Genomic DNA, 15768 nt, shown 5'->3' with positions numbered 1-15768 from the left:
TGTGCCGGGCATCCAGGTCAGCGGGGGATCGTCCGGGACGCGACCAGCACCGGCAGCGGCAGGCCGATCAGCACCACCGCCGCCACCAACCCCGCCAGCGCCCCGACGTCGAAGGTCGGCAGCGGCACCCCGAGCAGCCCCTGCCCGACCCCGACCAGCGCCGGGAGCACACAGGCCAGACCCGCCAGGACGGCCACCACGGTGACGAACGCCGACTCGACCCCCACCATCCCGAGCAGCTGCCGCCGGGTCGCGCCGGTGCGTCGCAACAGGGCGAACTCCGCCCGCCGGGACCCGGTCAGCATGATCAGGGTGTTCGCCGCGGCCACCGCCACGAAGGCGAGCAGCGCGAACAGCAGCGCCGCGGAGAGCCCTTGCTGCCCCGCCGCCGACTCCCGCACCTGCGCGGCGTAGCCCGGCACGTCGGTCACGGTGACGCCCGGCACCGGGGACAACCGCTCCCCGTGCAGGTCGACCAGGAGGGTGCTGTCGGCCGGTTCCCCGGCGAAGGTCGCCGCGGTGGCCTCCCCGATCAGGTAGTCGCCCAGCCCCAGGCCCCGGTCGAAGACGGCGACGACCTCCAGCGTCCGCTGCTCGCCGTCGAGTCGGACGTCCACTGGGTCACCGATGGACGACAGCCCGCCGAGCGCCGCCTCCTGGCTGACCGCGATCGTGCCGGGTCGGTCCAGTGCTGCCAGCGACCCGCGGCGCACCCCGGGGTCGAGCAGCGCCCCGTCGGTGGGAACGGTGCGCAGGGCAGTGTCCTCCCAGGACAGCGAGGCGAGGAACGCCAGGTCTTCCTCGTCCTGATCGACCTTGACCTGGGCCGGCCACAGGTCGGTGGCACCGGTGGTGACCCCCTGGGCGGTCACCTGCGCCAACGCGGCGGCCTCGCCCCGCAGCACGGCGTCCGCGGTCAACGACTCCCGCACCTGACGCTCGGCACCGTCCAGCACTGCCACATTCGTCCCGGACTGCACGGTGCCCAGCGCGAGCAGCACCATCAGCGGCACGATCGCCCCGGTCAACCGCCGGGAGAAGCCGCGCGCATTGGACAGCGCCAACGTCGTGGTCGCCCCCGCGCGCCGCCCGGACAGTGCCAGACCGTGCCGGGCCGCCCAGCCCAGCAGCAACGGACCGACCAGGGCAGCGGCGATGACCAGCAGGAAGGCCGACACCGCGGCCGACGCGGTGCCGAGCAGACCGGGCAGGACGAACGGCACCAGCGCGGTCACCAGACCGGTGATCGCCAGCACCGCCGCCGACAGCAGTCGGCCACGGGACAGACCGGTGGATTCGACCGCCGACGAGCGCACGGCACCGGCCGGGCTCAGCCGGGCGCTCTCCCGGCCCGCCAACCGGGCGGCGCCGATCGCGGTCGGCACCAGCAGGAGCAGCGTGCTCAGCACCGGCCACGGCGACAGGCTCATCCGGAAGTCGGGGCCCAGCACCCCGCCGGAGGTGAGCGGGCCACCGAGCAACGGGGCCAGGAACAGGCCGGGCAGCGCACCCAGCGGGGCGGCCACCGCGAACACCAGCACCACCTCGGCGGTCACCATCTGCCGGACCTGCCCGGTGGTCGCCCCGACAGCGCGCACCAGGGCGAACTCCCGGGACCGGGGCCGCAGCGCCGCGGCGATGGTGGCGGCGACCACGAACAGCGCGATCATGATCGCGGTCCCGGCGAAGGACGAGGCGACGGTGACCAGCATCGACCCGTCCTCGGCGGCACGCAGCCCCGCCTCCACCCAGGCACCGGTGGCGGTGAGCAGCGCGGCGGCCAGCGCGACCACCAGCGCACTCCCGGCGAAGCTCGACCGGTGCACCCGGACCGCGGAGCGGGCGGAGGACCAGACGGCGCTCATCGGGCCAGCTCGATCATCCGGGCCGTCACCTGCGCGGCGGTCGGGGCGTCCAGGTGTCCGGCCAGGCGACCGTCGGCCAGGAACACCACCCGGTCGGCGGCGGTCGCCACCTGCGGGTCGTGCGTCACCAGCACCAGGGTCTGGCCGAGCGCCGACGCGGTGTCGCGCAGCACGCCGAGCACCTGCGCGCCGGTGTGCGAGTCGAGGGCACCGGTCGGTTCGTCGGCGAACACCACCGCGGGCCGGGTGATCAGCGCCCGGGCGATGGCCACCCGCTGGGCCTGTCCGCCGGACAGCTCGCCGGGCAGCCGGTCGGCGAGCTGCTCCAACCCGACCGCCGCCATCAGCCAGGCACGCAGCTCCGGGTCCGGCTCACGGCCGCCGAGCAGCAACGGCAACGCGATGTTCTCCGCCACGGTCAGGTGACCGATCAGGTTGTAGGCCTGGAACACGAAGCCGACCCGGTCCCGACGCAACCGGGTCACCGCGTCCGGGGACAGCCCGGACAGGTCGGTGTCACCGATCACCACCTGGCCGCTGGTCGGCACGTCCAGCCCGGCAGCGCAGTTGAGCAGGGTCGACTTCCCGGAACCCGACGGCCCCATCACCGCGGTGAAGGAGGCGGGCGGGAAGCTCAGCGTGACCCCGGCCAGCGCCTCGATGCTGCCGCTGCCATTCGGGTAGCTGCGCCGGACCTGGTGCAGGCGGACGGCGGGTTGGACCAGGGTCGTGGCGGTCATGGCGGTCTCCAGGGGTCGTCGGAATCGTGTCCTTCGACGCTAGGAATCCGGGTGGGTCACCCTCCAGCCGCCCCGGATGGAACCCTCCTGTCTGCACCTTTGGATGCAGACCCTCAGTCCTCGGGGACCGTCACGACCCGGTTCTGGTAGGCCCACACCACGGCCTGCAACCGCGAGCGCACCCCGAGCTTCGGCATCATCCGGGCCAGGTGCGACTTCACCGTGGACACCTCGACCACGAGCTGCTCGGCGATCTCCTCGTTGGACATCCCCTGGGCCAGCAGCAACAGGATGTCCCGCTCCCGTCCGGTCAGCAGGTCGGCGCCCCGGCGCAGCGACACCGGTTGCAGCCGTCGGCGCTCGGCGAACTCCCGCAGCACTCGGTGGGTCAGGGTCTGGTCGAGGGTGCCGCGCCCGGCCGCCACCTCCCGCACCGCATGCACGATGGTCTCCGGCTCGGCGTCCTTGAGCAGGAAGCCCGACGCCCCGGCCTCCAACGCCGCGAAGACGTACTCGTCCAGGTCGAAGGTGGTCAGCACCAGCACCGACAGCCCGAGCTCGGGGCCGCACAGCTCCTTGGCGGCGCTGATCCCGTCCCGGCCCGGCATCCGCACGTCCAGGCAGACCACGTCGGGCATCAGCTCGCGGGCCAGGCGCACCGCCTCGTCGCCGTCCGCCGCGGTGCCGACCACCTCGATCCCCGGTTCGGCCGCCAGCAGTGCGCTCAGTCCGGCCCGGACCAGTGGTTGGTCGTCGGCGATCAGGACCCGGATCATGCGTCGTCTCCGTCGTTCGTCATCGCCCGCGGGATCGCGAGCCGTACCTGCCAGCCACCGTCCACGGTCGGCCCGTGGCGCAGGGTGGCGCCGACCAGGGTGGCCCGTTCGGCCATCCCGCGCAGCCCGTTGCCCCCGCCCTCGGCGGCGAGCGGCGCACCGGTGGGCGGCCCGTTCTGCACGGTGATCACCAGCAGCGTCGGATCCCGGTCGTCGACCGTCACCTCGCAGGCGGCCCCGGGAGCGTGCGAGCGGGCGTTGGCCAACGACTCCTGCACCATCCGGTACCCGGCGAGCTGGGCCAGCGGCCCGATCCCCGCGCCGAGCTCCGCCCCGTCGGGCGCACGCAGGACCCGCAGGGTCGCCGACTCGCCGACCAATTCCGGCAGCGACGCCAGGCTCCAGGCGCTCAGTTCGGCCGGGTCGTCCTCGCGCAGCAGACCGACCAGGCGGCGCAGATCGGTCAGCACCACCCGACTCTGGTCCCGGACTGCCCGCAGCCCCTGCCGCGCGGCGACCGGATCGGTGTCCAGCTGCCGGTCGATCGCGGAGGCCATCAACGCGATGCCGGACAGGTGGTGGGCGGCGATGTCGTGCAGCTCGCGGGCCATCGCGGTGCGCTCGGTGGCCACCGCGGTGGCGATCAGGGCATCGCGTTCCCGGGCCAGCGCGCGCAGCTCCCCGGCCTGCGCGACCAGCACCGCCCGCCGCGAACCGACCACCTGCGCCGGAACCACCCCGATCAGCACCAGCAGCACCCCCTGGGCGAGGGCGGTCAACGCCGTGGCCAGGTCGCCTCGCCAAGCACCGGCCACGGTGAGCAGGGCGGCCACCACCGCCAGCACGCCCCACAGCCGACGACCACCGACCGTCGCCCGGTACACCACCACCACCGGCGCGAGGGTCACCAGACCCCCGGACCCGGTCGGCCCGACCACGGCGAGCAGCACCGGGATCGCGGCCACCGCGATCAGCGCGGGCACGGGTCGAGCGCGGGCGAGCAGCACCGGCACCGCCTGCGCGGTCAGCGCCAGCAGCACCAGCCACCACGGCCACGACCCGGCAGCCGGCAGCTCCACCGGCTCGGCGGGTTCCATCGCGCTGATCGCCGGGAGCAGCAGCAGACCGGCCACCGCGACCGACCAGGTCACCACCGCCGCCAGCACATCGCCCCGGGTCACGCGCTGGGATGCAGACACCGCCGCATCGTCGCACGCCCGTAGGCTTGGCCGAATGGCGCATCTGCTCGGCGGCGAGAATCTCCGGCTGTCATTCCCGACCAAGACCGTGTTCGACGGGATCACCGTCGGACTCAACGAGGGCGACCGGGTGGGGATCGTCGGACGCAACGGCGACGGCAAGTCGTCGCTGCTGGCCCTGCTGTCGGGTCGGCTGGAGCCGCACGGCGGCCGGGTCACCGTCCGCGGCGGCACTCGGATCGGGGTGCTGGACCAGCAGGACACCCTGGACCCGACCCTGACCGTCGGCCAGGCGATCGTCGGCGACCGGGCCGAGCACGAGTGGGCGGGCGACCCGCGGATCCGGGACGTGGTGGCCGGGCTGGCGGGCGACCTGCCGTGGGAGAAGAAGATCGGCGACCTCTCCGGTGGTCAACGGCGGCGCACCGCCCTGGCGGCGCTGCTCACCCGGGACGACGACGTGCTGTTCCTGGACGAGCCGACCAACCACCTCGACGTCCAGGCGGTGACCTGGCTCGCCGGTCACCTGAACCGTCGCTGGTCGAGCAACGCGGGCGGGCTGCTGGTGGTCACCCACGACCGCTGGTTCCTGGACGAGGTGTGCACCGCCACCTGGGAGGTGCACGACGGGATCGTCGAGCCCTTCGAGGGGGGCTACGCCGCCTACGTGCTGCAGCGGGTCGAGCGGGACCGGATGGCCGCCGCCTCCGAGGCCAAGCGCCAGAACCTGATGCGCAAGGAGCTCGCCTGGCTGCGCCGGGGCGCCCCGGCCCGCACCTCCAAGCCGAAGTTCCGAATCGACGCCGCGAGCGCGCTGATCGCGAACGAGCCGCCGCCGCGGAACACGGTCGAGCTGTCCCAGATGGCCACCGCCCGGCTCGGCAAGGACGTGGTGGACATCGAGGGCGTCTCGGTCAGCTACGGCGACCACCGGGTGCTGGAGGACGTGACCTGGTTGATCGCCCCGGGCGAGCGCACCGGCGTGCTCGGCGTCAACGGGGCGGGCAAGTCGACCCTGCTCGGCCTGGTCACCGGCGCCGTCACCCCGACCACCGGCCGGGTCAAGCGCGGTAAGACGGTCAAGGTCGCCACCCTCACCCAGGAGCTCGCCGACGTGGCCGACCAGCGGGTCAACGACGTGATCGCCCGCTACCGCACCACCTACGTGGCCGGCGGCAAGGAGATGTCACCGGGTCAGCTGCTGGAACGGCTCGGCTTCACGAACACCCAGCTGCAGACCCCGGTCAAGGACCTGTCCGGTGGGCAGCGGCGACGGCTGCAACTGCTGCTGATCCTGCTGGACGAGCCGAACGTCCTGGTGCTGGACGAGCCGTCCAACGACCTGGACACCGACATGCTCGCCGCGATGGAGGACCTGCTGGACACCTGGCCCGGCACCCTCCTGGTGGTCTCGCACGACCGGTACCTGCTCGAACGGGTCACCGACCAGCAGTACGCGGTGCTGAACGGCCACTTCCGGCACGTCCCGGGCGGGGTGGACGAGTACCTCCGCCTGCTGTCCGCCGCCGAGACCCCGGCCGCCGCGACCACCGCCGCCAAGGCGCCCTCGGATGCTGCCGCCACCCGTGCCGCCAAGAAGGAACTGGCCGCCGTCGACCGCCGGATGTCGAAGCTGAACGACCAGATCGCCGACCTGGACACCCGGATGAACGAGCACGACCCCGCCGACTACGGCGGGCTGGCGAAGCTCACCGAGGACCGGGCGGCGCGGCTGGACGAGCTGGCCGAGTTGGAACTGCGCTGGCTGGAGCTCGCGGAGGCCGTCGAGGGCTGAGTGCTGCTCAGGGCAGCTCCGCCCTGGGCAGCATCGACTGCCGCGCGGCCGCGCACCGGGCGACCGTGGAGGCATGACCGACATCCCCGCCCCGCCCCGGTTCACAGCCGAGGCCCGCCGCACCCTCTACGACAACCGGATCCTGGTGCTGGACGGCCCGCTGGACGACGACAACGGCACCCTGCTCGCCAGCCAGCTCGTCGCCCTGGCCGCCACCGACCCGACCACGGACATCGCACTGTGGATCCACTCACCCGGCGGGTCGGTGCCCGCGATGCTCGCCATCCGGGACCTGATCCGGCTCATCCCCTGCGACGTGTCGACCCTGGCCCTGGGCATCGCGTACTCGGCCGGGCAGTTCCTGCTCTCGGCCGGAACCGCCGGCAAGCGTCGCGCACTGCCGCATGCGCGGGTGCTGATGCACCAGGGATCGGCCGGGATCGGCGGCACCGCCGTGGACGTCGAGCTCCAGGCCGACGACCTCCGGCACACCCGGGACACCGTGCTGGGCCTGATCGCCGAGGACACCGGCCAACCGCTGGACCGGATCTTCGAGGACAGCCTGCACGACCGCTGGTACACCGCCGCCGAGGCGTTGGACTACGGCTTCATCGACGCGGTCGTGGACGACTTCGACGTGATCCGACCGCAGCGGCCGCGCGGCCTGGCCGGATTCGGCGGCGTGGCATGAGCGGCGACACCGGCACCCACGGCCGCTCCCGCCCGGGTGGCACCACCATGAGCAGCTACCCGATCCCGAGCGTGGTCGCCCAGCACCCGCGCGGCGACCGGATCATGGACGTGTACTCGCAGCTGCTGACCGAGCGGATCGTGTACCTCGGCACCGCCCTGGATGCCGGGGTGGCGAATGCCCTGATCGCCCAGCTGCTGCATCTGGAGGCGGACGCGCCGGACCAGGACATCCAGCTCTACATCAACTGCGAGGGCGGCGACCCGTCGGCGATGCTCGCGGTCTACGACACGATGCAGTACATCCGGCCGCAGGTGGCGACCAGTTGCGTCGGCCAGGCGGTCGCGGTCGGCGCCGTGCTGCTGGCCGCCGGTGCACCGGGCAAGCGCGCTGCGCTGCCGCACGCCCGCGTGGTGCTGCACCAGCCCGTGGCGCAGGGCCGGGGCGCGATCCCCGATCTGATCCTGGCGGCCGACGAGGTGGTCCGGATCAGGTCCGAGATGGAGGGCATCCTGGCCGAGCACTCCGGTCAGAGCGTCGAGCGGCTGCGTGCCGACACCGACCACGACCGGGTGTTCACCGCGAGCGGCGCACGCGAGTACGGGCTGATCGACCGGGTGATCGACCGGCGATGATCGGTCAGGCGGCCAGCCCGAACGGCGCGAACACCACCGCGCCGGAGGGTCGGCCGCCCCCGGTCAGCTCCTGGGTCACCCCGACCGTCAGGTCGAGCAGCGTCACCCCGAGGGCCCCGGCGACCGCCGCGATCATCTCGCTGGACGGGTCCTTGACCCCGCGCTCCATCTCGGACAGGTACTGCGGGGACACCCCGGCGCGCTCGGCGGTCTCGCCCAGTGTCTCGCCCCGCTGGTGACGGAGCCGGCGCAGCCGCAGCCCGAGCAGCTCCCGCCACAACGGCTCACGCCCGCGACGGATCGGGGACACCGGACGCTGCGTGGTGGCGGTCATGGCTCACGGTAGGCCCGGGGCGCGGCGGCGCGGTGGGCGTTCTGCTCTGAGCAGACGACGCGCACCATCACAGGCGCTCGCGGAGCGCCTCGATCGGTTCGATCCGCGCTGCACGCAGCGCCGGGTACGCACCGGCGATCAGCCCGGTCAGGACTCCTGCGAGCGCCGCCGCCACCACCAAGCGGCTGTCGACGATCGGCGTCCACGCACGCACGACGCAGGTTCCGACCACCGCCATCAGACCCACCGCGGCGCCCACCATGCCGCCGAGCGCCCCCGTGATCAGCGATTCCGACATGAAGTGCATGCCGATCATCCAGCGCCGCGCGCCCAGCGCACGCCGCAGACCGATCTCACCGGCACGCTCCATGACGGACAGCAGAGTGACATTGGCGATCCCGAGACCGCCGACCAGCATGGCGACGGCGCCCAGAGCGAGGAAGACGCCCTGGAGCTCGGATCGGATGCCCTCGCGCACCCGGGTCGGCCGGGGCGGGACGTTCACGGTGAAGCTGTCGGGCGCTACCGGATCCAGCGCGGTGGGTGCCTGGGAGCCGACGACCTCGCCCGCTCCCACCGCGATGCGCAGCCGGACCTCGTCGACCTCCTGGAGCCCGAGGTCCTGGCGTGCGGTGCTGACCGGCACCAGCACCGCCCCCGACAGGTCGGCTCGTTCGCCGAGGTCCGCCAGGATCCCGATCACGGCATAGGCGGTGTCGCCGATGAAGATCGACGGCTGTGTCTCGACGGTGGCGATGTTCAAGCGTCGCGCGGCGTCGGGACCGAGGACGACGGTCCGGTCCTGACGTTCCTCGCTACCCCGGTCGAAGAACCGCCCGGTGCCCACCGACCCGCGCACCGCGGAGATGAAGCCCGGTGACGTCGCCACCAGGTCGTAGTCGGGCCGCGCCCCCATCGACGGATCGGTGACGGCGACCCCCTGGATCGACGTGCCGGGCGGGAGGTCGACCACCGCCGCGAGGCCGGCCGCCTCCACACCGGCCAGCGGCGCCACGCGGTCCTCCGCGTCCCAGGGGATCACGCCGTTCGTGGCGTCCCCATCGGCCACGCTCTTGGCCGTGATCACCACCTGCGTCGCCGCGACCGCGTCGAACTGGCTGTCGATCTGACCGGATGCGGTGGCGGCCAGTCCCAGCGTCACCACCACCGAGGTGGTGCCCATCACCGTGCCCGCCATGGTGAGCAGGAGCCGGGCGGGCCTGCTCGCCACGCCGTAGAGCGCCTCGGTCACCAGGTCGCGCAGGGTGAAGCTGTCCCGGCGAGAGTGTCGCCACGCCGACAGCGACATGCCCCTCACCCGCCCGCACCGGTCGACTCGCCGATCAGCACCCGGTCCCCCGCCTTGAGATCCGGGTCCGCTGAGACGATCTCCACGTAGCCCTGGGCGGCGAGGCCGGTCTCGACCGTGACGAGCTGCCACTGACCATCGGCCTGCGCGATGCTGACCCGGGTCTCACCGCCGGGCCCGCTGGTCAGCGCCGCGAGGGGGACGGCGAGCACGTCGCCACCGGTCGAGCTCACCGGGATGGTGACCCGAACGTTGGCGCCGCGCAGTGCCGTCGCCGTCTCCGGCGCGAGCTCACCCACCGGATCCAGCCGGATCGCCACCTCGCCGCCCACCGACGACGACGCGGAGCCGGCGGCCGGCGCCGAGGTGTCCTGGGGCGTCCCAGTTCCGGCATCGCTGGCACCAGCGTTGTCCGTCCCGGCATCGTCCGCACCGGTGTCGGCGTCCCCCGGTGTCGAGGGGTCGGACCCGGCCGTCTCACCCACGGCGCTCACCGTCAGGTCGACGTCCTGCCCGTCGACCGTGGTCCGGGCAGCCATCCCCACCGCGACCAAGGCGGCGCTCTCCGCCGGTAACACCGCCTGCACGGTGAGAGCGGTGCTCGAGACGGACGCCACCGCCCCGGTCACGGTGTCACCGAGCGCGACGTTCACCTGATCGATCCTGCGCGGCAGATCCTTCACCATGACGACCTCCGCGGCGGGGAGTCCGACCAGGACAGCCGAGCTCGCCTCCGCCACCTTGTCACGGGCGCTGTCCAGGGCTGCCTGCGCACTGCGCAGGGCGGAGGTCTCCCGGCTCACGTCGGGTGCGGCGGTCGCCTCGTCCCGCCGAGCCCGGGCCTGGGCGACAGCACCCTGCGCCGCGACCACCTCGGACTGGCTGCAGGTGGCACCGGCCAGGGCGCACTGGTCCGCCAGTTCGGCGAGCGCCGCCTCCGCGACAGCGACCTGCGTATCGAGGTCGATGCGTTCCGAGGGGAGCATCCCGGCCGAGGCGTCGGCCACGGCAGCAGATGCCTCGACCACCGCCTGCTCCGCTGCTCGCTCCTCCTCCTGCGCGGCCTCCAGCGCGGACGCGGCGTCGGCGGGCGCCTCCGGCGCCGGGTAGCCGACGCGTGCGTACAGCGCCGTCACCGCCTCGGCCGTCTGCACGTCGTAGACATCCGAGTCCGGGTCGCCGGGGTCGATGCCGAGCGACAGTAGTGCCGCCTTGAGTTGCTGCACATCCGGGCCGCTCATCCCCCACCCCAGGTCGCGGTAGGTGGGGATGGCACCCGGCAGCACGATGACCGGTCGGCCCGTGACCTCCACAAGGACGGTCCCCGCCTGCACCTCGGCCCCGACGTCCGGAACCCGACCGGTGATCACCGACGGGCCGGAGGCCCGGTTCGTCATCAGGGTCAGTTGCTGCGGTTCGGCGAAGCTGCCGTCGCCACGTGCCGTCACCTCGTTGGTGATCACTCGGGTCCCGATCGGCACCGTGATCGGCTGAGGTTCGGGGGGTGCCGCGTCCGCCGCCGCCTGGCTCGGGGAGACGATGCGCGTACTGACGAGCATGCCTCCGCCGATCCCGGCGAGCGCCACCAGGGCCAGCACGGCGACCGTCCGGAACTGCCGCGGCAGCCTGGAGACACGGAACCGGCCCTTCGCGCGCTCGGTCTTGCTCTCGCCCATCGTCTCCCTCATTGGCACACAGGACCTCGCTGCGAGGAATCGTCACCGCACCGAAGGTCGCGCCGTGTCACGCGTCCGGATCGTGGGTGGACGCGGCCGTCCCGCCGCACCCACCCACGACGTCATGGGCGGACGCTCACCACCGGTTGCAGAAGTACGTGCCGCTCAACGTGGTACTGCTGGCGAACCAGATGCGGCCCTTCACCTGATTTCCGTACTGGCCATCGACTCCGATTCCCTGACTGCGCTGGAACTGCGTCACGGCGGTCTTGGTGCCGGAACCGAAGATCCCATCGACCGCGATGCCATACCCTTCGCACCCGCGCAGGGCGTTCTGCAGCGCGCGAGCCCCGTTACCACTGTTCCCCTTGACGAGATAGCAGTCGGTGGAACCGTTGGTGCGCGAGGGAATCACCCGCGCATACATGCCCGCGCCTTCCGCAGCCCAGGTGACACACGGGGTATTCGCGGTGGCGGCTGTGCTGGCGCCAGCCCCGCCCACCAGAACCGCCCCGGCCATCGCGACGGCAGCTGTCAGCGATCCGACGATCTTTCTCATTTCTCTCCCCTGTTTCGCCCGGCCCTCTTGTGCACGCCGGGAAGCTCAGCCCGTGACTACGAGAGACCTGCGGCGGCCTCCATCGCCGCCAGCTCGTCACCCCTCCGGTCGACGAACTCCTGCTGCGCTGACCTCAGCGCAGCCGTGAAGCGTTCGACGTAGTCGGTCTCGGCTCGGCAGTCGAAGTCGGCCACCGCGATGGCGTGCTCCGCCTCGGTGCCGATGAGGGCCCGCTCGTCCTCGGGCAGGTCGGACATCGCCGTCCCGACCTCCGACCAGTGGGCTGTGCCGTCCGCTCCCGTGATGACGGCGAGGTTCCAGCCCTCCATCGGCCCGGGAACCGATGGTGCTGGGTACCCGGCCGGCGCACCGACGTCGTACCCCGCCTCCCCCATGCAGCCGACCCATTCCTCATTGAGGTCGGCGACCGCCTGGTCGGTGTAGATGTCCCGCTGGACCAGCTTCTGCATCGCCATGATCAGCGGCTGGAACTGGACGGCTGCAGAGTCCGACACATCCGAGCGCGCCGGGAACTCCGTCTCGGAGCGGCCCTGACATCCACCGTCCTCAGCCGGATTCATGTCATCGGGGCCACGCGAGCCGGTCAGCGCCGCCATGTAGGCGGTCACGGCCTGGTCGCTGAGGCCCTCGATGTACTCGGCGTCGGCGTCGTCCACCAGGGTGGCGCCCTCATCGGCGCGATCGGGGTCGTCCTGGCCGTACCCGCGGGTCGCCACCGCGCTGCGATCCGCCGGGAGTTCGGGCACCGCAATCGCGTTCTCGAGCCAGGGATACGACGCCGACTCCGGCTCAGGGTAAGGGGCGGGGGTGTAGGTGAATCCCTCGGCCGCCATGCAGTCGGCGATGAATGCCTCACGCGAGGCGAACACGTCCTCGTCGACCCCTGATGAGCCCGCATCGCTTGCCAGCGCCGTGACGGCGGCACCGAAGCGTGCGAACGGGAGTTCCGCAACCGTCGTCGCCAGGTTCGGGGCCAGGGCGTCATTTCCCGCGACATCCGACGACGTGTTCGTGCCATGCGTCGATTCGGGGGCGTCGCCCGGCGTGGCACATCCGGCCAGGACCGTGAGAAGCAGAGCACTCGCGGCGATCGACGCCGAGTGTGGGATGACGGGCATGACCAAACTCCCTGCGTTGCGGATGGACGGGCGCATTCGCTCCGGGGTCGAGTGTGGTCATCGACCGGTGCGCTTCTCCCGCAAACGATCAGAGATGAGTGCCAGCGCGCGAGAAATGAGTGGTCTCCCACGGCCGTTGAGTGGCCGACACCCAATGGGTGAGTGCCACCGCTGCTCCGGGCCGTGGAGAGCACCCGCGGGTCGTCACTAGGATCGCCCCATGTCCCACATCCTCAGCGCTGTCGCCTGGCCCTACGCCAACGGACCGCGCCACATCGGTCATGTCGCCGGATTCGGCGTTCCCTCCGACGTGTTCAGCCGGTACATGCGGATGTCGGGCCACGACGTGCTGATGGTGTCCGGCACCGACGAGCACGGGACGCCGATCCTGGTGCAGGCGGAGCAGGAGGGGGTCACCCCGCAGGCGCTCGCCGACCGGTACAACCGGGTGATCGTCGAGGACCTGACCCAGCTCGGCCTGTCCTACGACCTGTTCACCCGCACCACCACCCGCAACCACTACGCCGTGGTGCAGGAGATGTTCCGGACCGTGCACAAGAACGGGTACATGGTCGAGCGGACCACGATGGGCGCGATCAGCCCGTCCACCGGGCGCACACTGCCGGACCGGTACATCGAGGGCACCTGCCCGATCTGTGGCTACGACGGTGCTCGTGGCGACCAGTGCGACAACTGCGGCAACCAGCTGGACGCGATCGACCTGATCAACCCGAAGAGCCGGATCAACGGCGAGACGCCGAAGTTCGTCGAGTCGAACCACTTCTTCCTCGACCTGCCCGCCTTCGTGGACGCCCTCGGCGACTGGCTGCGGTCGCGCACCAACTGGCGTCCGAACGTGCTGAAGTTCTCGCTCAACCTGCTGGACGACGTGCGGCCGCGGGCGATGACCCGGGACATCGACTGGGGGATCCCGGTGCCGCTGGAGGGCTGGGAGTCGAATCCCTCCAAGCGGCTGTACGTGTGGTTCGACGCGGTGATCGGCTACCTGTCCGCCTCGATCGAGTGGGCCCGGCGCAGCGGCGACCCGGATGCCTGGCAGCAGTTCTGGACCGATCCCGAGGCGTTGTCCTACTACTTCATGGGCAAGGACAACATCACCTTCCACTCCCAGATCTGGCCGGCCGAGCTGCTCGGCTACGACGGTGGCGGGTCGAAGGGTGGCGCCCCGGGTCCGTACGGGAAGCTGAACCTGCCCACCGAGGTCGTCTCCAGCGAGTTCCTCACGATGGAGGGCAAGCAGTTCAGCTCCAGTCGGGGCGTGGTCATCTACGTGCGCGACATGCTGTCCCGCTACCAGCCGGACGCGCTGCGGTACTACATCTCCAGCGCCGGACCGGAGAACCAGGACGCGGACTTCACCTGGGCCGACTTCAAGCGGCGCACCAACGACGAGCTGGTCGCGGGCTGGGGCAACCTGGTGAACCGGACCGCGAGCATGGTGCACAAGAACTTCGGTGCGGTGCCGGAGCCCGGTCGCCGCGAGCCGGTGGACGAGGCGCTGCTGGCCCAGACCACCACCGCCTTCGGCCGGGTCGGCGAGTTGATCGGCAGCCACCGGCACAGGGCGGCGATCGGCGAGGCGATGCGGATGGTGCAGGAGGCCAACCGCTACGTGTCCGAGACCGAGCCGTGGAAGCTGAAGACCGACCCGGACCGGCTGGCCACCGTGCTGCACACAACGACGCAGGCGGTCAGCGACCTGAACACCCTGCTGTCGCCCTTCCTACCGCACTCCGCGCAGCAGGTGCACGAGGCCCTGGGCGGCACCGGCACCATCTCCCCGCTGCCCCGGATCGAGGAGGTCACCGACCTCGACGACCCGAGCCGCGAGTACCCGGTGATCACCGGGGACTACTCGGCGGTCCCGGCGTGGGAGCCGCGTGCCGTGGTGCCCGGCACCCCGGTGGCGAAGCCGACCCCGGTGTTCACCAAGCTGGACGACGACATGGTCGAGGCCGAGCTCGATCGCCTGCGTCAGGGCTGATGTCCCGCAAGAACCGGGATCGTGGCTGGGCGGACGCCCCGGAGGCGCTGCCCAGCCCGGTCCCGGACAACCACACCCACCTGGAGTCGGTGCTCGGGGTCCAGGCGGAGCCCGGTCCGCGCACCCTGGACGACCACCTGGGGCTCGCGGCGTCGGTCGGTGTGGCCCGGATGGTGCAGGTCGGGTGTGATCTGGAGTCGGTGGCCTGGACCGACGCGGTGCTGCGCGCCGATGCCGGCGACCCGGGCGCCGACGGCCCGGTGCCGATGACCACCCGCCGAGGTGTCCTGCTCGGTGCGATCGCCATCCACCCCAACGAGGCGGTGCTGCACGCCGGGGTGCGGGAGACGGCCCCGGACGGACTCGACCCCGACCCGCAGCCGTGGCACGACACGTCGCTGGCCGATGCCCTGGCCACCGTCGAGCGCGTCGCCCGCGCCAACCCCCGGGTCCGCGCGATCGGCGAGACCGGGCTGGACTACTTCCGCGCCGGTGAGCGCGGTCGTGCGGTGCAGCGCGAGGCGTTCCGGGCCCACATCGCCCTGGCGAAGGAGCTCGGCCTGGCGTTGCAGATCCACGACCGGGACGCGCACGACGACGTGGTGGAGCTGCTGCGGCGGGACGGTGCCCCGGAGCGCACCGTCTTCCACTGCTTCTCCGGCGGCCCGGCGTTGGCCGAGGTCTGCGCGCAGGAGGGGTGGTTCGCCTCGTTCGCCGGTCCGGTGACCTTCGGTGCGAACGACGAGCTGCGGGCGGCGCTGCGGGTGCTGCCGGTCGAGCAGGTCATGGTCGAGACCGACGCGCCGTACCTGACCCCGCATCCGATGCGGGGGCGCCCGAACGCCCCGTACCAGCTGCCGCTCACGGTGCGCCGGATCGCGGCGGAGCTGAACCAGGACCTCCGGACCCTGTGCGAGACGCTGACCCGGACCACCGAACGGGTGTACGGCAGCTGGTAGGTCCGTGGCAGCACGGTCCGGGCTTCCCCGTCGGTCACGAATCGGTTACGGTCATCGTCAGTCAACCCTCTTGACCCCCCTTGGAG

At 72.0% G+C, this 15768-nt stretch carries 14 protein-coding genes; 5 read left to right on the top strand and 9 right to left on the bottom strand.

Going from position 1 to position 15768, the window contains the following annotated elements; genetic code table 11:
• Window positions 1-17: 17 nt before the first annotated feature.
• The 4 genes from HGK68_RS02845 to HGK68_RS02830 all read right to left on the bottom strand — a co-directional run bounded on the left by HGK68_RS02845 (window position 18) and on the right by HGK68_RS02830 (window position 4580).
• The gene (locus tag HGK68_RS02845) at window positions 18-1865 is read right to left on the bottom strand and encodes an FtsX-like permease family protein (RefSeq protein ID WP_169164592.1); all 1848 of its coding nucleotides are present in this window, start codon (window positions 1863-1865) and stop codon (window positions 18-20) included.
• On the bottom strand, window positions 1862-2605 hold the full coding sequence (locus tag HGK68_RS02840; RefSeq protein WP_169164591.1) for an ABC transporter ATP-binding protein: 744 nt from the start codon (window positions 2603-2605) through the stop codon (window positions 1862-1864). Before HGK68_RS02840 ends, HGK68_RS02845 begins: the two co-directional genes overlap by 4 nt.
• Before the next feature lie 113 nt (window positions 2606-2718).
• A complete protein-coding gene (locus tag HGK68_RS02835) occupies window positions 2719-3381 on the bottom strand; it encodes a response regulator (RefSeq protein WP_169164590.1) in 663 nt (220 codons plus the stop codon).
• Window positions 3378-4580 carry a sensor histidine kinase gene (locus HGK68_RS02830; protein ID WP_169164589.1) on the bottom strand — a complete coding sequence of 401 codons (1203 nt, stop codon included), beginning with the start codon at window positions 4578-4580 and terminating at the stop codon, window positions 3378-3380. Before HGK68_RS02830 ends, HGK68_RS02835 begins: the two co-directional genes overlap by 4 nt.
• A gap of 34 nt (window positions 4581-4614) precedes the next feature.
• On the opposite strand from HGK68_RS02830, the gene HGK68_RS02825 reads away from it, so the two are divergent.
• The 3 genes from HGK68_RS02825 (at window position 4615) to HGK68_RS02815 (ending at window position 7701) form a co-directional block, all read left to right on the top strand.
• Window positions 4615-6375, top strand: coding sequence for an ABC-F family ATP-binding cassette domain-containing protein (locus tag HGK68_RS02825; protein WP_169164588.1), 1761 nt, complete (start codon window positions 4615-4617; stop codon window positions 6373-6375).
• 73 nt (window positions 6376-6448) lie between these two features.
• Entirely contained in the window at window positions 6449-7066 is a 618-nt protein-coding gene (locus tag HGK68_RS02820; RefSeq protein ID WP_169164587.1) for a ClpP family protease, read from the top strand.
• 47 nt (window positions 7067-7113) lie between these two features.
• Complete coding sequence (locus HGK68_RS02815; RefSeq protein ID WP_169166911.1) at window positions 7114-7701, top strand: ClpP family protease; 588 nt, start codon at window positions 7114-7116, stop codon at window positions 7699-7701.
• 4 nt (window positions 7702-7705) lie between these two features.
• On the opposite strand, the gene HGK68_RS02810 is transcribed toward HGK68_RS02815, so the two are convergent.
• The 5 genes from HGK68_RS02810 to HGK68_RS02790 form a co-directional block, all read right to left on the bottom strand.
• Window positions 7706-8035: a helix-turn-helix domain-containing protein gene (locus tag HGK68_RS02810; RefSeq protein WP_169164586.1), complete on the bottom strand. Its 330-nt coding sequence runs from the start codon at window positions 8033-8035 to the stop codon at window positions 7706-7708.
• A gap of 67 nt (window positions 8036-8102) precedes the next feature.
• Window positions 8103-9344 (bottom strand): ABC transporter permease, encoded by a 1242-nt coding sequence (locus HGK68_RS02805; RefSeq protein WP_169164585.1) that lies wholly within the window; start codon window positions 9342-9344, stop codon window positions 8103-8105.
• 5 nt (window positions 9345-9349) lie between these two features.
• On the bottom strand, window positions 9350-11020 hold the full coding sequence (locus HGK68_RS02800) for an efflux RND transporter periplasmic adaptor subunit (protein WP_169164584.1): 1671 nt from the start codon (window positions 11018-11020) through the stop codon (window positions 9350-9352).
• 136 nt (window positions 11021-11156) lie between these two features.
• Complete coding sequence (locus HGK68_RS02795) at window positions 11157-11579, bottom strand: peptidoglycan-binding domain-containing protein (protein WP_169164583.1); 423 nt, start codon at window positions 11577-11579, stop codon at window positions 11157-11159.
• Window positions 11580-11635: 56 nt separating this feature from the next.
• Window positions 11636-12718: a hypothetical protein gene (locus HGK68_RS02790; RefSeq protein WP_169164582.1), complete on the bottom strand. Its 1083-nt coding sequence runs from the start codon at window positions 12716-12718 to the stop codon at window positions 11636-11638.
• A gap of 220 nt (window positions 12719-12938) precedes the next feature.
• Between HGK68_RS02790 and metG the strand changes: the two genes are divergently transcribed.
• Together metG and HGK68_RS02780 are read left to right on the top strand one after the other, a co-directional pair.
• Entirely contained in the window at window positions 12939-14723 is a 1785-nt protein-coding gene (metG, locus tag HGK68_RS02785) for a methionine--tRNA ligase (protein WP_169164581.1), read from the top strand.
• Window positions 14723-15682 (top strand): TatD family hydrolase, encoded by a 960-nt coding sequence (locus HGK68_RS02780; RefSeq protein ID WP_169164580.1) that lies wholly within the window; start codon window positions 14723-14725, stop codon window positions 15680-15682. Before metG ends, HGK68_RS02780 begins: the two co-directional genes overlap by 1 nt.
• Window positions 15683-15768 lie beyond the last annotated feature (86 nt).

The organism is Cellulomonas taurus, assembly GCF_012931845.1.
GTDB classification, from domain to species: domain Bacteria; phylum Actinomycetota; class Actinomycetes; order Actinomycetales; family Cellulomonadaceae; genus Cellulomonas; species Cellulomonas taurus.
The sequence above is the reverse complement of the archived record's forward strand: the minus strand, read 5'-3'. Positions and strand labels throughout refer to the sequence as shown.

Coding starts and splice junctions, on each gene's coding strand:
- HGK68_RS02845 (WP_169164592.1), bottom strand. CDS start 1,865: ATGAGCGCCGTCTGGTCCTCCGCCCGCTCCGCGGTCCGGGTGCACCGG.
- HGK68_RS02840 (WP_169164591.1), bottom strand. CDS start 2,605: ATGACCGCCACGACCCTGGTCCAACCCGCCGTCCGCCTGCACCAGGTC.
- HGK68_RS02835 (WP_169164590.1), bottom strand. CDS start 3,381: ATGATCCGGGTCCTGATCGCCGACGACCAACCACTGGTCCGGGCCGGA.
- HGK68_RS02825 (WP_169164588.1), top strand. CDS start 4,615: ATGGCGCATCTGCTCGGCGGCGAGAATCTCCGGCTGTCATTCCCGACC.
- HGK68_RS02820 (WP_169164587.1), top strand. CDS start 6,449: ATGACCGACATCCCCGCCCCGCCCCGGTTCACAGCCGAGGCCCGCCGC.
- HGK68_RS02815 (WP_169166911.1), top strand. CDS start 7,114: ATGAGCAGCTACCCGATCCCGAGCGTGGTCGCCCAGCACCCGCGCGGC.
- HGK68_RS02810 (WP_169164586.1), bottom strand. CDS start 8,035: ATGACCGCCACCACGCAGCGTCCGGTGTCCCCGATCCGTCGCGGGCGT.
- HGK68_RS02805 (WP_169164585.1), bottom strand. CDS start 9,344: ATGTCGCTGTCGGCGTGGCGACACTCTCGCCGGGACAGCTTCACCCTG.
- HGK68_RS02800 (WP_169164584.1), bottom strand. CDS start 11,020: ATGGGCGAGAGCAAGACCGAGCGCGCGAAGGGCCGGTTCCGTGTCTCC.
- HGK68_RS02795 (WP_169164583.1), bottom strand. CDS start 11,579: ATGAGAAAGATCGTCGGATCGCTGACAGCTGCCGTCGCGATGGCCGGG.
- HGK68_RS02790 (WP_169164582.1), bottom strand. CDS start 12,718: ATGCCCGTCATCCCACACTCGGCGTCGATCGCCGCGAGTGCTCTGCTT.
- metG (WP_169164581.1), top strand. CDS start 12,939: ATGTCCCACATCCTCAGCGCTGTCGCCTGGCCCTACGCCAACGGACCG.
- HGK68_RS02780 (WP_169164580.1), top strand. CDS start 14,723: ATGTCCCGCAAGAACCGGGATCGTGGCTGGGCGGACGCCCCGGAGGCG.